The following is a 13,250-nucleotide window of genomic DNA, read 5'->3' on the forward strand; positions in this document are numbered from 1 at the left end:
GATTGATAAAAGGGTTCATGCTCATCAGCCCAACCTCACTCAGTCATCTCAATCAGAAACACCATAAACAAAACACAACTAACACAACCAAAACACACCGAACGGAACGGCCAAAAGAGATGCAATAGCCCAGCCTCAATAGAAACACGGAAGGTTCTTTTCACGGGCCGCACGAACCCAGTTAGGAACAAACGGAATGATCTTGTCTTGCGATGGCACCATGATCTCGATGAAATTTGCCCCTGGGTTGGCTATCGCGTCCGACAGGATCGGCTCGATATCAGCCTCTGAGGTGATGCGAGCCGTTTTGAATCCGAAGCCTTCTGCCACTTTGACATAGTCGACTGCACCGAAATCGGTGCTCCAAGGTTCGTCGACATCGTCAAGAAGGATCGCTTCACCTCGAATCCAGCCAAATGTATCGTTGCGTGTCAGGATCACAGTCACGTTCCTGCCTGATCGTTTGAGCGTTTCCATATCTCCGATCACAAACCCAAAGGACCCATCTCCGGTGAATGAAATCACCGGTCCGTCATTGGCAAAGGCGGCCCCGATACAGGCCGGAACCGAATATCCCAAAGCCCCCATCGAATAATTGGTAATGTACCGCCGCCCGGGTTTGCGGAAGGTCAGCAGCGCCGAAGGGTAGATCGCGCTGACGCCCGGCTCTGAGGTGACCACGGCATCATCGGGCATGATCTTGTCCAGCACTTGCGACAGACGTACAGGCGATAGCGTGCCTTCGGGCATGGGGATGTTGGAGTTGAATACCTTGTCGAGTGCGGTCTTCTTGACCGGGTTCAGATCGACCTTGGGCCGATCCAGGTCGGGGTGTTCGGACCGGATGAGTTCAACCATATATTCAAGACTGGCGCGCGCATCGCCCACCATGCCGACCTGCACCGGAAAATTGTTACCGATATGGGCTTCGGCGATGTCCAAGTGCAGGAACGTCTTTGTGTTTGGGTCGCCATACAGCTTCCAATGATCGGTGGCGGCGCTGTCGGTGTTTGAGCCGATGAAAAAGATCGTGTCGGCGTCGTGGACGTACTGATTGGAATATTCCATACCTCCCCGACCACCAATCACACGTAGAGCCAGAGGGTGATCTTCGGGAATGGTACCCTTGCCCGGCGTGGTGGTGCCGACCGGGATTTGCAGCAGTTCCGCCAGCTCTAGAACCACGTTCGACGCTTTGGAGATCAGCCCCCCCTGACCGCAGACAATGGCCGGATTTTTCGCTTTGATCAGAATATCAATGGCCGCGCGGATTTTGCAGTGATTCGCGACCGGGCGATGAGCCGGGTAATGGCTGTACTCGGGCTCGGCGTAAAGGTCATTGATCTCAGCCTCTTCGCCGTAAATGTTGATTGGCACCCGGATATGAACGGGCGCAGGACGCCCCGACGTTGCCACACGGAAGGCGCGGCGAAGCAAGAAAGGGATGTCCTTGACGTTGGTCAGAACAAAGCTTTCCTTGCAGATACTGTCGTAAAGCCTGGTTTGATCAATACCCGTCAGCCCATGTTTCTTGTCCTGATTAATCGGGATGTCCGAGCTGAAGAATATCACTGGAACCGAGCTGAGAAACGCCTCGGTGATACCAGGTGTGCAGTGAGTGATGCCGGGACTTGGGGCCTCAAGAACACAAGGTCGACCCGTGATCTTGGCATAAGCTTCGGCCGCATAAGAAGCAGTACGTTCGTCCCGTGTCAGAACAAACTCGATATCGCTGTGTTCGCGCCATTCCTTGTACCAGCCGATTGTCGTTTCACCGGGCAGGCCAAACACATGGCGCACACCATGAAGCTCCAGCATCTTCAGGATGACCTGCGCGCCGTTCATCCGCATGGATTCTGCCGGTTTCAACACATGAACCTCCGTTTCGTGAGTCGCTTACTCTAATTGTCGACAATTGATTATACAGTATTGCCGACCAGTCAATACTCAGTTCAAACCCCGGCAAAAACCTGTTAGTCCCAAGCTTGATCTTTGACTTGAGGAAACCGGATGACAAAAACCGAAGATCGTGTTGGTCGCGTCTATGATCTTGTGCGCAGGATGGCCGAGAACTTTGAGTTCAAACCAGAATCCCAGATCAATGAGGTTGCCCTGGCCAAAAGCTTTGGCACCAGCCGGACACCTGTACGCGAAGCGCTGAACCGGCTGGTGGCCGAAGGGTTCCTGACCTTTCAGGCCAGGCGGGGATTTTTCTGCCGCCCGCTTAGCCCCTCTCAGATTCTTTCCTTGTATGAGGCCCGGATCGCGGTTGAGACGGAAGCTGTGAGGCTGGCTATTCGCAAATCCTCGGATAGTCAGCTGGCCGCATTGGTGGAAACATTGCGTGGGGTTTTGAGGGAATATGACCAGTGCGAAGACCCCCGACGGTTGTTGGAGTTGGATGAGCAATTCCATGTGGACATTGCCAAGGGGTCCAAAAATCAGGAACTTGTGCGTATTCTTGAGAACCTCAATGCGCGCATCCGGTTCGTTCGCCTGATCGATCTAAAGAATGCGTATTTGAATGGTGGGGCTGAAACGACGAATAGCCAAATTCCCAGCCACCTGATGATCATGCAAAATATTGCAGACCGCGATGAAGGCATCGCAGTCGATACCATTCGAAAACACATCGAACGCCGCCGAGAAGAGACGACTGAGGCCGTCGCCAAAGCGTTCGCCGAAATCTACTTTGTGGATGACGATGCCTAAGCGGCTATGACCCTTGACCACGCTTGCAGGATTTAACGATGTCTTGCACCAGAATTTCAACCGCCCTCCTATGGGCCAGTGATGGCCGTGTTGCGAGGTAAAAGGTTGAGTTCCAGTTCAGCTTGTCCGGCGCAAGCTCTCTGAGTCGATCGCGGTGGGCCCAGTTTTTGATAAAGTGTACCGGCAGCGGACCCAAAAAGTGGCCGGTTTCAATCATCATCGCCATTGCTTCCATATTTGCCACGGTGGCTTTTGGCTGCGCAGTCTGAAGCACCGGTGACACCAGAATGTTGTAGGAGCGCTGACAAATTTGGTGCTGTGAGATTACATCCAGATCAATCTGATCGTCGGGTAAGTCAAACAAGGGATGATCCTGCCCACAGTACAAACGATGCTCTTCCTGGCACAGTTCGGTGTATGTCAGCTCTGGGACCTGATTGCGGAAGGGGGCGATTGCAACATGCAAATCACCGGTAATCAGCTTCTGTGTTAACTCAGTTGGTGATGCGACGACCACCTCTAGCTGCACTTCGTTGGGGCGGTCGAGAAACCGCTTAAGGACCTGTGCCAGATTGAGCTCTGCCAATGTATTGACCGCATCAATGGTGCCAATCCGCAGATCTCCGGTAGTGGTCCCACGCAATTCCAGCAATTCAGCGTCGAAATCGCGGGCGCTGCGCAAGATGTCTCCGGCCTTACGATAGGCGATTTCGCCCCGTTCCGTCAGGCGAAACCCACCACGGCCGCGTTCGCAAATCCGATAGCCAAGCGCCGTTTCCAGATCTCGGATTCGGATGCTAATCGCCGATTGCGTAATGCCCAATGCGTATTGCGCATCCGTAAACCCACCGCATTCGACCACGGTCACGAAGGTTTCAAGCAGAGTATTTCTGAGCAGTTTCAACGCTTATCCGCCTTTCGGGAGTCGTGGTGTTATTTACATAAAAATACCTCATGTGAACATAAACAAGATGATATTTTTTTGTGTAATTTTCTATGCTGTCCTGATCCCTGAAGACCAAACCCAATAAGGCAACAGGGAAGAAACCAACATGACCTTGACCTCTCGTCCCCTCAAGATAACTGCCGCAGCAGCATTGCTGGGCCTGACCCCTCTCGCCGCCTTGGCCGAGGACTGGAAGTTCGCAATCGAAGAGATTCCGGGCTCGATCATGGATGCCTACGCGCAAGAGTTCAAATCGCGCATCGAAGCCGCCACCAATGGTGAAGTGACCGTGACCGTCTATCCGATGGGCACGCTGGGCACGCCGACCGAAACGGTTGAACAGGCCGCCGACGGTGTCATCCAGTTCACCAACGTATCGATTGGCAATCTTGGCACCGTGGTGCCAGAAAGCCAGGTTTTCCTGCTCCCCTACTTACTACCATCCGATCCGGCCGCGATTTCGAACATCCTCAGCAACTCGGAAACCATCTACGGTCCGCTGAACGATGATTTCCGCCAGCGTGGTCTGGAAGTTATGACCATGTATTCCGAAGGGCCGCAGGTCTGGACCACCAACCGCGAAATCCGCACGCCCGAAGACTTTGACAACTTCAAGATGCGGGTAATGGTGTCGCCGATCCTGCTGGAGACCTATAAAAACATGGGTGCCAGCCCGACCCCGCTGCCTTTTGGCGAAGTGTTCGGCGCGCTGCAACTCGGCGCAGTTGACGGTCAGGTCAATCCGATCCCGACCATCGAAGAGATGAAGTTCTACGAGGTCACCAGCCACCTGATCTGGGCCGGTGAGCAAGAGCTTGTCACCACCGTCGTTGCCGGTTCGGACTGGTTTGAAACCCTCAACCCCGATCGTCAGCAACTGGTACGTGACACTATGGCCGACATGACCGGTTTTATTGACGGTGTCGTCACCGACTTCAATCAGAAACGTCTGGATATCATCAAAGAAGCCAAACCTGACATTGGCCTGGTCGTTCTGAGCGAAGAAGAGCGTGACGCCTTCCGTGAGCGCAGCACGGGCACCTCCGCAGCCTATGTCAACACGGTAGGCGACCGTGGTCAGGAACTGCTGGACGCGCTGCAGGCGGAACTGTCAGGCAACTGATCCCTCCCCACCCACTCACTCAAAACTACCTCACGCGCCTTGCGCGTGGGGGCTTTCAAAGGGGGGAAACCATGCAAAGCAATACTGCCACTCCCTTCGGCTTGTTGGGAAAGATTGACGCCGTTATCGGACGGACAGAAATCTGGATCCTGGGCTGGGGGATCACCGTGATGGCCGTGAACACCATCGCCAATGTCTTTGGGCGATATGTGTTCAACCAATCCATCTATTTTTCGGAAGAGCTGAACGAGTTTCTAATTGTGATCGTCACCTTCATGGGACTGGGCTACGCCACGCGTAAGGGCATCCACATCCGAATGTCAGCCATCTATGACGCCCTGCCAGTCAAACTGCGCAAAGGCCTGATGGTAGTGATCGCCACCACCACAGCCATCGTGATGGGTGTGCTGGCCTGGTACGCGTTTGAATATGTGCAGAAAGTCGCCTCGCGCGGGCGGATCACCCCAGCGCTGCAGCTGCCGCTGTACCTGACTTATGTCTGGGTGGTGATCGGATTGGCACTGGCCTCGTTCCAATACCTGCTGACTGCGATCCGGAACCTGAACTTCGCTGACGAGGACGTCTATGTCTCGTACCTCGAAATTGACAGCTATGAAGATCCGGAAACTGCTTCGGCCATCAAGAAGTTCCAAGATACTGCGGAGGCGGACAAATGACCGAGTTGATGCTGGTTGTAATGATCGTCCTGCTGCTGGCAGGCTTTCCAATGAAAATGCCCTTGATTTCGGCGGCTGTGCTGGGGTTTCTCGTCTACTTCCCTGAAATGAACATGCAAATCCTGATCCAGCAGATGATCGGGGGCGTGAAGCCGGCTGCGCTGATCGCGGTGCCGATGTTCATTTTGGCCGCTGATATCATCACGCGAGGACATTCCGCCAACCGGCTTATCGATCTTGTGATGAGTTTTATGGGCCATATCAAAGGCGGCCTGGCAATTTCCGTCACCTCGGCCTGCGCCTTGTTCGGAGCTGTGTGTGGGTCGACCCAGGCGACGGTGGTGGCCATTGGCGGTGCGATGCGGCCGCGGATGCTGAAATCGGGCTATAGCGACAGCTTTTCGATCGGGTTGATCGTAAATGCCGCTGATCTGGCCTATCTGATCCCACCATCCATCGGCATGATCATCTATGGCGTAGTCTCGGGGACGTCGATTTCGCAGCTTTTCATCGCAGGCATCTTGCCCGGGTTGCTGATCGTAGTGTTATTCTCGGCCTATTGCATGGTGTACGCTTACCGTCACGATATCCCAGTTCTGCCTCGCGAGGGGTGGGGACAGCGCTTTACCGCGTTGCGCAAGGCCCTTTGGCCGATGGGATTTCCGGCGATCATCGTCGGAGGCATCTATGGCGGCGTATTCTCACCCACCGAAGCGGCGGCAATCTGCGTGCTTTATGCTGTCATCCTCGAGGTTGTGATCTTTCGCTCGATCAAGGTCGGAGACCTGTTCGATATTGCCCTGTCCACAGGGGCCATCACGTCCGTCGTGTTTATCCTGATTGCCGCCGGAGCCGCCTTTAGCTGGACACTTAGCTTTGCCCAAGTGCCGCAGACTATCATCGCAGCGCTGGGGCTGGAACAAGCCAGCCCGCTTATGGTGTTGCTGGCGATCAACGTGGCCTTCTTCCTCGGCTGCATGTTCGTTGACTCGATCGTGGTGATCCTGATCCTAGTTCCGATCTTTGCACCGATGATCAAGGCCAGTGGGTTAGACCCGGTACTGGTTGGCGTTCTGATCACACTGCAAGTCGCCATCGGAGCCGCCACACCACCCTTTGGCTGCAACCTGTTCACCGCCATCGCCGTATTCCGCCGCCCCTTTGTCGAGGTGGTCCGCGGCGTGCCGCCCTTTCTGATCATCCTTTTGGTTGTCACCGGGCTGCTGATGGCTTTCCCTCAAATCGCGCTGTTCCTGCCGGAATTGGCGTACCGATAACCCATAAGAAACGGAGAAATCATGTCGGGTCATGGCTATGAATCTGGTCGTCTGAACCTGCCTTTTGTCGGCATCGCGACTTTTGGCAAAAAACCTTATGTCGAGAATTGGGATAAGATCGACGCTGATGTCGCCGTCCTTGGTGCACCTTTCGATTTCGGGTGTCAGTTTCGATCCGGTGCCCGGTTTGGGCCGCGCGCTGTGCGCGAAGCGTCAACCCTGTTCAGCTTTGGCCACGCCGGTGCCTATGACCACGAGGATGACGCAACCTATTTGGCCAGCGATGTGCGCATCGTCGATCTGGGCGATGCCGACATCATCCATACCAAGACCGAGGAAAGTCATGCCAACATCGAATACGGTGTGAAGAAAATCCTCGATGCGGGTGCTCTGCCGGTGACAATCGGTGGAGATCACTCGATCAACATCCCCTGCATCCGCGCCTTTGAAGAAGATTGCGCAAAGAACGGACCAATCCATGTGATCCAGATCGATGCGCATCTGGACTTTGTCGACGAACGCAAAGGCGTCACCGATGGTCACGGCAACCCGATGCGTCGGGCAATCGAAAAAGACTATGTCTCGGGCATGACCCAACTGGGCATCCGCAACGTGTCCTCGACCGCGAAAGAAGGTTATGACGACGCGCGGGCGCGGGGTTCAGATATCCTTTCCGTACGACAAGTGCGCAAACTGGGAACTGAGGGCGTTTTGGATCGTATCCCCGAAGGTGCGCGTTATTACGTCACCATAGATATCGACGCGTTCTGCCCGTCGATTGCGCCCGGAACAGGGACACCCAGCCATGGCGGGTTCCAGTACTATGACGTTCTGGAAATCGTTCAGGGACTCAGTAAACGCGGTAATGTGGTTGGCATTGATCTGGTTGAGGTCGCCCCTGCCTATGACCAGACCGAAAGTACACAGATTCTTGCGGCGCAATTGCTGCTGAACTTCCTCGGGTTCATTTTCCACAACCGGAAATAAGGTCCCTCCCTGTCAGTCCGGCGTGCAGAAACCTTTCAACTACGCGCCGGGCTGCGAGATTCCTTTCGCAGGTTTCCATCCAATGTCCCTACCCCAAATAGTCGCGCAGGCTGGGCGGTGGATTGTCCAAAAGGTCCCGGGTCGGCGCAGGAGGATATGCCTGCTCGTTAGACACAAGAACCGTCTGGCCGGTAATGCGGCGCGCGTCCTGCGGGTCGTGGCTGACCATAAGCAGGGTCGTTCCGGTTTCCGCCAGCAACCCAGCCACAAGATCAAGCATTTCAGCCTTCAGTGCCGGCCCCAGCGCCGCAAACGGTTCGTCCAGCAGCAACATCTGACGGCGCTGCACAAGAACCCGGGCTAATGCGACCCGGCTTTGCTGACCTCCAGACAGTTCGGCTGGCTTGCGATCACCCAGACCCGGCAGGGCAACCCGATCTAGTGCGGTTTGGACCTGAGATTGCTCATCAACCGACAACCGCCCATTCGGGCGCAAGCCCAAAGCGATATTCTGTTCGACCGTCAGATGTGGGAATAGATTGCCATCCTGAAACAGCATCGCCAAAGGGCGCTTGCCAGGGGCGCGGTTTGATATAAGGTCTCCGTCCCAGAATATCTTTCCCTGTTTAAGGTCACGAAACCCGGCAATCGCCTCAAGCAGTGTCGACTTTCCCGCGCCAGACGGCCCAATAATGGCTACACTGGCACCGGTCTCGACGGCAAAATCAGCACGCAACGAGAATTTTCCGTTCTCGATTACGCAGCCTTTAAGTTTCAGCATGCAACCGCCCTCCGCGATCCAATAGCCAGAATGCCCCTATCGACAGTAACAACAGCAACAGAGCTGCCCCGGCCGCTGCTTGCATCTGATACGCCCCCATCAACCGATAGATCTGCAAGGGCAAGGTCGCGATCTGTGGATCGGCGAACAGGGCAATAACTCCCAGATCTCCCATCGATAGCGCGGCTGACAAACCCGTGGCAAAGCGGATCTGTGGGCGCATGCGCGGCAACAGGACGCGGGAAAAGAATGTTATCTTGTCCATGTCCAGCGACAGGGCAAGCCGCCCGTGTCGCGCCACCACGTCGCAGGCCGCCGGCACCAGAATGCGTAGCGCGAAGGGCAAGGCCATGACGGCATTCACCAGCGCGGTTACCGGCAATGCCAGTGTTACTGGATTAGCGATGGGGCGGATCAGAATGAACAGCCCGGTGCCAATCACCAACGGTGAAGCCGCCAGCCCCAGAATACCGCTAAGCTCAACAATCCCGTGACGACCGGTTGCAACGGCCATGGCCATCGGCAGTGCAAGCATCAACAAAACAATCGTACTAGCAGTGGCAACCAGAACCGATATCACCGCCGCACGGAACACCAAGGCAGGCATTTCGAGCAACCCAGATAGGCCAGAGATCGCCACGGCAGCCAAAGGAAGAAGCAGAAACGCTGCCGCGAGTCCGATCCAGCACGCATCAATTGCGGGCGCGCCGCCATCCCATCGTTGTATCGCGCGATCCAATCCAGCGCCGAACCCGTCACCACGCGAAAACTTCAAAGCAGCTAGCGCGGCAGCAGCGGTCAAGGCCAGTTGCACCGCAGAAAGCAACGCCGCGCGGCCAAGGTCGAAATCGTAGGTAAAGGATTGATAGATCGCGAGTTCAAGTGTCGTTGCGCGAGGCCCTCCGCCAAGAGTCAACGCGACGGCAAAGCTAGTCAGGCAAATCGCAAAGATCACGGCCAGAACACCCGGCAGAATGCGCCTTAACATTGGCAGTTCGATCAGACGGAACATGGCAAAGCCGTCGCACCCCAATTGCGCGGCCAACCGAAATCTTTCTGCCGGAATTTCCTGCCACGCCTGCAGGATCAGCCGCGTGGCAAGTGGCAGGTTGAAAAATACATGGGCTAGAACCACCCCGTGCAACCCATAGATGCGCAGCGGCGGCAAACCAAACAGACCTAAAAAGTCTGAAATCCAGCCTGCACGTCCGAAAACCTGCAACAACCCAAGGATCGCGACGATGACCGGCAGGATAAAGGGGGCGCCCAATAGGGCGATCAGGGCAGACCGTCCACGAAACCGACGCCGCGCCAGTGCCCGGGCGACCGGAATAGCCAGCCCAGCACTGAACAGCGCAGACAACACCGCCTGAACCAGCGTAAAGCGCAGCGCCGCCCAATCGGCCGGACCCAACCCACCCGCTGTATCAGCGCGCAGGGCTACCGCGGCCAATGTGCCCAATATCAGCGCAGCAACCAGTGCCGCTGCGCCAACACCCGGCCAAGGGCTTACTGGCTGAGCGCGCCCAGCCATTCCGCAAGCGCCTGATCCCGCACGGCGGCGGCTTCATCCGGGGTATACAGCAAGGATTTCTCAGGCGTGATCAACGTGTCAAACCCTTCGGGCAGGCCAGCCGCAGGGGTCACTGCCGGATACATCCAGTTGGTGGTCGGGATGATCTGCTGGAAGGTGTCCGAGACCATGAATTCCAGAAATTGATCAGCCAGTTCGGGCTGATCGGTACCGGCCAGCTTCGCCGCAACTTCAACCTGCATGTAGTGCCCTTCGTCAAAGGCGGCCGCTGCTTTGCTGGCGTCATCCTCGGCGATCAAGTGATAAGCAGGCGATGTGGTGTAGCTGAGCACCATGTCCGCCTCACCCTCAAGAAACAGGCCATACGCCTCGGACCAACCTTTGGTCACGGTCACGATATTGTCGGCAAGCCCGGCCCAGATTTCGGGGGCTTCGTCTCCATAAGACGCTTTGACCCACAACAGCAGCCCCAGACCCGGAGTGGACGAGCGCGGGTCTTGAATAATGATCTTGGTTTCACCCTCGGCCAGTTCACGGAAATTGGCAGGTGCCGCCGCATCTGCGTTATGGACAAAAGCAAAATAGCCCCAGTCATAAGGCGCGAACACGTCATCTGACCATTCAATCGGCAGGGTATAATCGGCGCTGACCGAGTTGGGAGCAAACAAGCCAGTTTCCTTGGCCGCTGCGATCAGGCCGGTATCCAGCCCAAGCACCACATCGGCGTCCGTGTTTTCACCCTCAAGCCGAAGACGCGACAACAGCGCCGCGCCGTCTTCGACGCCCACAAGGTTCAGATCACAGTTGCATACTGCTTCGAAAGCTTCTTCTACTTTCGGGCCCGGACCCCAGTCCGAGACAAAGCTGTCATAGGTGTAAACGGTCAGCTGAGGTTTGTCGGCCGCGACAGCCGCTGTTGCGCTCAGAAGTCCCGCAGCAATCATCAGATGTTTCATGTCATCCTCCATTGCGGCGAGAGGGCAAGGGTGGATGAAACCGTTACCTTTCCCTCCGCCGGTTCTAGCCGGTTCAGGTTCTACGGGTTCGCCAAAGGCATCTCAGCGCGGCAGGCCACGCACCCCGAGGTGAGGTTGTCAGTAGGTTGGAACGGACGAAAAGACAACCGGGTTAAAGTGTTTTTTGGATGCTCAAATTGGCATCCGTTCAGTTGGACTGAGAGATGCGCAACCTAATCGCCCTGTGGAACAATCACCGTGGGAAAGGTTTTGAACTACGTTCCAGGTACTGGAACGGTTTGCGTTTTTACCCTTGAGAACTTCAGAGGCCGAATCTCAAAACTGAGAGGACGGCCACCAGTCTTTTAGGCCTGAAGGCTAACCATCTTACCTTTCGGTCCCAGCCGCGTTGGGACGATAAAAGTCGCGGTACCACTTAACAAACTCAGCCACACCATCTTCGATCGAAGTCCTTGGTTGATAACCGGTCAATTCCCTGAGCAGCGATGCATCGGCCCAAGTTGCGGGCACGTCACCGGGCTGCATTGGCATCATGTTTTTATTCGCCTTGATGCCAGTGGCCGTTTCGATAGCTTCAATAAACGCGGTCAGCTGTACCGCATCATTGTTGCCGATATTCACCACTCGATGGGGGGCGACCGGTGACAAACTGTCCTCTTCTGGAACATTGCCGTCTGCGGGGCGCACAGGGACGGCGTCCATCAGCAGGCGGATCGCCTCAACCAAATCTTCGACATAAGTAAAGTCGCGTTTCATGTCACCGTGATTATAGACATCGATCGCATTGCCCTCGAGGATCGCTTTGGTGAATTTGAACAGCGCCATGTCCGGGCGACCCCAAGGGCCATAGACGGTGAAAAACCGGAACATGGTGATCGGCAAATCGAACAGATGCGCATAGGAATGGGCCATGCTTTCGGTCGATTTCTTGGTGGCCGCGTAGAACGACATCTGATGATCGGCGCGTTGGGTTTCCTTATAGGGCATCTCGGTATTGGCGCCAAAGGCCGAAGAAGTCGAAGCCAACAGCATGTGTTTTGGCGGATGCGCCCGCGCAGCTTCCAGAATTTCGAAAGTCCCTATCACATTGCATTCCAGATACGAGCGCGGATTCTCGATCGAATAGCGCACCCCAGCTTGGGCAGCGAGGTGAATGACATAGTCAAAACCATGTTCCCCGAACAGCTCCATCATCAGGCCGGGATTTTCGACCTTGCCGATGACGGGCGAAAAATTCTTACCATTGGGTTCGCGCGCCAGCATGTCGTGGCGGGCCTTTTTCAACGACACATCATAATAATCGTTCAGAGAGTCCAACCCCACTACGTGGTACCCTTGGGCCAGCAGAAGCTTGCTCAGATGAAAGCCAATAAAACCGGCTGACCCGGTGATGAGAACGCTCTGCATAATGTTGCCCTTGTAAAAAACTTGGTATTTCGGGCCTTTTTAGTGCGAGATCAAGGGAAGATACCACCACAGTTATCGCAGAAAACGGTGTATTCTGCTGTGCCCTTTCGCCACCCGGGCGACGCGTAGCAATAATCTGCCTTTGTATAGGATTGGCAGCAGCGGACGCCAAAGGTTGCCAGCATTAATCATGCGCATAATTGACGCGCATTTAGAATGGACCTATCTTAGGGTGAAGGGAGGCATATCTGATGAACGCCCAATCACGCAGACCAACCAACCTTTCGCTGGACAGCGCATTGTTGTCCGAAGCCAAAGCTTTGAAGGTCAACCTTTCCCGCGCAGCCGAAGAAGGTGTTCGTATAGCGGTTGCCGAGGCCAAAGCCGAGCAGTGGAAAGCAGAAAACGCGGAAGCCCTTAAAAGCTCAAACGCGTATGTTGAGCAACACGGCCTGCCGCTGGACAGCTTCCGGCAATTCTGATGCCCAAATACGATGTTTTTCCGAATCCATCGGGTGATGGCTATCTTCTGGATGTGCAAACCGATCTGCTTGGGGACCTGAATACGCGGGTGGTCGCCCCGTTGATACCATTGGCCAAGGCCCCAAAGCCCGCGACCCGGCTTAATCCAGTGTTCGATATCCATGGCGAACAGGTTGTCATGGTCACCCAATTCATGGCCGCGGTTCCGGTGGGAATTCTCAAATCTCAGACCGCCAACCTGAATGAGGAAGCCGACCGGATCACGGTTGCCATAGACATGCTGATGCAGGGCTTCTGATATCTGTCGAGCGACCGAAGTCTTGTTGATCAGGGTTGACTGAACCCT

Annotated in this window: 13 protein-coding genes and 1 riboswitch; of the genes, 7 read left to right on the forward strand and 6 right to left on the reverse strand. The window is 55.5% G+C overall.

Annotated elements, in window-relative coordinates; all coding sequences use genetic code 11:
* Positions 1–135: 135 nt before the first annotated feature.
* Entirely contained in the window at positions 136–1,872 is a 1,737-nt protein-coding gene (locus ACR0AJ_RS15985; RefSeq protein WP_480741324.1) for a thiamine pyrophosphate-binding protein, read from the reverse strand.
* A 138-nt stretch (positions 1,873–2,010) separates the two neighbouring features.
* On the opposite strand from ACR0AJ_RS15985, the gene ACR0AJ_RS15990 reads away from it, so the two are divergent.
* A complete protein-coding gene (locus tag ACR0AJ_RS15990) occupies positions 2,011–2,712 on the forward strand; it encodes a GntR family transcriptional regulator (RefSeq protein WP_170351141.1) in 702 nt (233 codons plus the stop codon).
* 4 nt (positions 2,713–2,716) lie between these two features.
* Here the strand turns inward: ACR0AJ_RS15990 and ACR0AJ_RS15995 are convergent, their stop codons facing one another.
* Positions 2,717–3,616: a LysR family transcriptional regulator gene (locus ACR0AJ_RS15995; protein ID WP_170351142.1), complete on the reverse strand. Its 900-nt coding sequence runs from the start codon at positions 3,614–3,616 to the stop codon at positions 2,717–2,719.
* Between the two features lie 148 nt (positions 3,617–3,764).
* Between ACR0AJ_RS15995 and ACR0AJ_RS16000 the strand changes: the two genes are divergently transcribed.
* The 4 genes from ACR0AJ_RS16000 (at position 3,765) to speB (ending at position 7,722) form a co-directional block, all read left to right on the forward strand.
* The gene (locus ACR0AJ_RS16000) at positions 3,765–4,781 is read left to right on the forward strand and encodes a TRAP transporter substrate-binding protein (RefSeq protein WP_480663959.1); all 1,017 of its coding nucleotides are present in this window, start codon (positions 3,765–3,767) and stop codon (positions 4,779–4,781) included.
* A gap of 71 nt (positions 4,782–4,852) precedes the next feature.
* Positions 4,853–5,458, forward strand: a complete 606-nt coding sequence (locus ACR0AJ_RS16005; RefSeq protein ID WP_480663961.1) for a TRAP transporter small permease — start codon at positions 4,853–4,855, stop codon at positions 5,456–5,458.
* Positions 5,455–6,735: a TRAP transporter large permease gene (locus ACR0AJ_RS16010; RefSeq protein ID WP_170351145.1), complete on the forward strand. Its 1,281-nt coding sequence runs from the start codon at positions 5,455–5,457 to the stop codon at positions 6,733–6,735. Before ACR0AJ_RS16005 ends, ACR0AJ_RS16010 begins: the two co-directional genes overlap by 4 nt.
* Positions 6,736–6,756: 21 nt before the next feature.
* Positions 6,757–7,722: an agmatinase gene (speB, locus tag ACR0AJ_RS16015; protein ID WP_480648434.1), complete on the forward strand. Its 966-nt coding sequence runs from the start codon at positions 6,757–6,759 to the stop codon at positions 7,720–7,722.
* 88 nt (positions 7,723–7,810) lie between these two features.
* On the opposite strand, the gene ACR0AJ_RS16020 is transcribed toward speB, so the two are convergent.
* From ACR0AJ_RS16020 to ACR0AJ_RS16035, 4 genes are all read right to left on the reverse strand, one after another.
* Complete coding sequence (locus tag ACR0AJ_RS16020) at positions 7,811–8,503, reverse strand: thiamine ABC transporter ATP-binding protein (RefSeq protein WP_480648432.1); 693 nt, start codon at positions 8,501–8,503, stop codon at positions 7,811–7,813.
* On the reverse strand, positions 8,490–10,037 hold the full coding sequence (locus tag ACR0AJ_RS16025; RefSeq protein WP_480741326.1) for an ABC transporter permease family protein: 1,548 nt from the start codon (positions 10,035–10,037) through the stop codon (positions 8,490–8,492). The genes ACR0AJ_RS16020 and ACR0AJ_RS16025 overlap by 14 nt, the downstream gene beginning before the upstream one ends.
* Positions 10,013–10,993, reverse strand: coding sequence for a thiamine ABC transporter substrate binding subunit (thiB, locus tag ACR0AJ_RS16030; protein WP_170362649.1), 981 nt, complete (start codon positions 10,991–10,993; stop codon positions 10,013–10,015). Before thiB ends, ACR0AJ_RS16025 begins: the two co-directional genes overlap by 25 nt.
* A 32-nt stretch (positions 10,994–11,025) precedes the next feature.
* A riboswitch (TPP riboswitch) is annotated at positions 11,026–11,130 on the reverse strand.
* A gap of 250 nt (positions 11,131–11,380) precedes the next feature.
* Positions 11,381–12,421: a GDP-mannose 4,6-dehydratase gene (locus tag ACR0AJ_RS16035; protein WP_480741328.1), complete on the reverse strand. Its 1,041-nt coding sequence runs from the start codon at positions 12,419–12,421 to the stop codon at positions 11,381–11,383.
* 251 nt (positions 12,422–12,672) lie between these two features.
* Between ACR0AJ_RS16035 and ACR0AJ_RS16040 the strand changes: the two genes are divergently transcribed.
* Complete coding sequence (locus ACR0AJ_RS16040) at positions 12,673–12,903, forward strand: type II toxin-antitoxin system CcdA family antitoxin (RefSeq protein ID WP_170351151.1); 231 nt, start codon at positions 12,673–12,675, stop codon at positions 12,901–12,903.
* Positions 12,903–13,202 carry a CcdB family protein gene (locus ACR0AJ_RS16045; RefSeq protein ID WP_170351152.1) on the forward strand — a complete coding sequence of 100 codons (300 nt, stop codon included), beginning with the start codon at positions 12,903–12,905 and terminating at the stop codon, positions 13,200–13,202. The genes ACR0AJ_RS16040 and ACR0AJ_RS16045 overlap by 1 nt, the downstream gene beginning before the upstream one ends.
* Positions 13,203–13,250: the final 48 nt, after the last annotated feature.

Source organism: Ruegeria sp. CJ9 (genome assembly GCF_056536625.1).